The sequence below is a fragment of the Labrenzia sp. C1B70 genome, from assembly GCF_000475395.1.
Classification (GTDB): domain Bacteria; phylum Pseudomonadota; class Alphaproteobacteria; order Rhizobiales; family Stappiaceae; genus Roseibium; species Roseibium algicola.
Genome location: NZ_AXCE01000057.1, coordinates 1 through 916, shown reverse-complemented (window position 1 = coordinate 916; position 916 = coordinate 1). Strand labels below are relative to the sequence as shown.

The 916-nt window shown below is 58.8% G+C and carries 1 protein-coding gene; it reads left to right on the top strand.

Features of this window, described 5'->3' with window-relative positions; translation table 11 throughout:
• Positions 1–916: VCBS domain-containing protein (locus tag Q666_RS59650; RefSeq protein WP_035909816.1), on the top strand; the 916-nt coding region annotated here is incomplete at both ends.

Genomic DNA, 916 nt, shown 5'->3' with positions numbered 1-916 from the left:
ATTCACCTATGCCTACAACGGCTCGGCTCCACTCGACTGGCTGGCGGACGGCGAAACGCTGACCCTGACGTTCGACGTCAAAGTCAGCGACCGGAACTGGTTCCCGGAAGGCACCGACACCACCCAGATCACCATCACGATCACCGGCACGAACGACGTTCCGACGCTGACTGCGGTCGACGTGAGCGGATCCATCGTTGAAGGCGATCCGTCAACCCTGTCCGACAGCGGCTCGATTGACTTCTCCGATCTGGATCTCTCCGATACGCCGACGGCGACCTTCGCAGTCAAGAGCGTTGAAGGTCTTGATGGTGTCGGCCTCACTGCAGGCCAGATCGCGAATATCCAGGCCGGTTTCGGGCTGTCCGCTGATCCGGGCAACACGAACGACGGTACGATCAACTGGTCCTACAGCGTCGCGGAAGAGCATCTTGACTTCCTCGCTGCAGGTGAGCAGGTCGAAGTCGTCTACACCGTGACGGTCGATGACGGCAACGGCGGTGTCGTGGATCAGGATGTCACCATCACGATCACGGGCACCAACGATGCTCCGACGATCGGCGGCGATCTCTCGCTGAACTTCCTGCCCATCGTTGAATGGCCGGGTGCGGAAGACGAAGGTTACGTCCATACCCGCGGCGGTGTGTTCGAGATCAACGATCCCGATACGGTCGTCAATCCGGACAATTTTGAAGTCCAGATCAGCGAACCGAACCTGTCCCTGGCCTCCGGTGCCGGTGAAATCCTGGAAATGCCGGGCGATATCTACGCCGCACTGACAGCCAAGGATACGAATTTCCTCTTCTGGACATTCGACCTGTTCGACGACCAGGGCCGGGTAAACTATTCCTACAAGGTCCAGGACAAGGCTATCGACTTCCTTGCCGAAGGCGACGTTCTGACGATCGACTACACG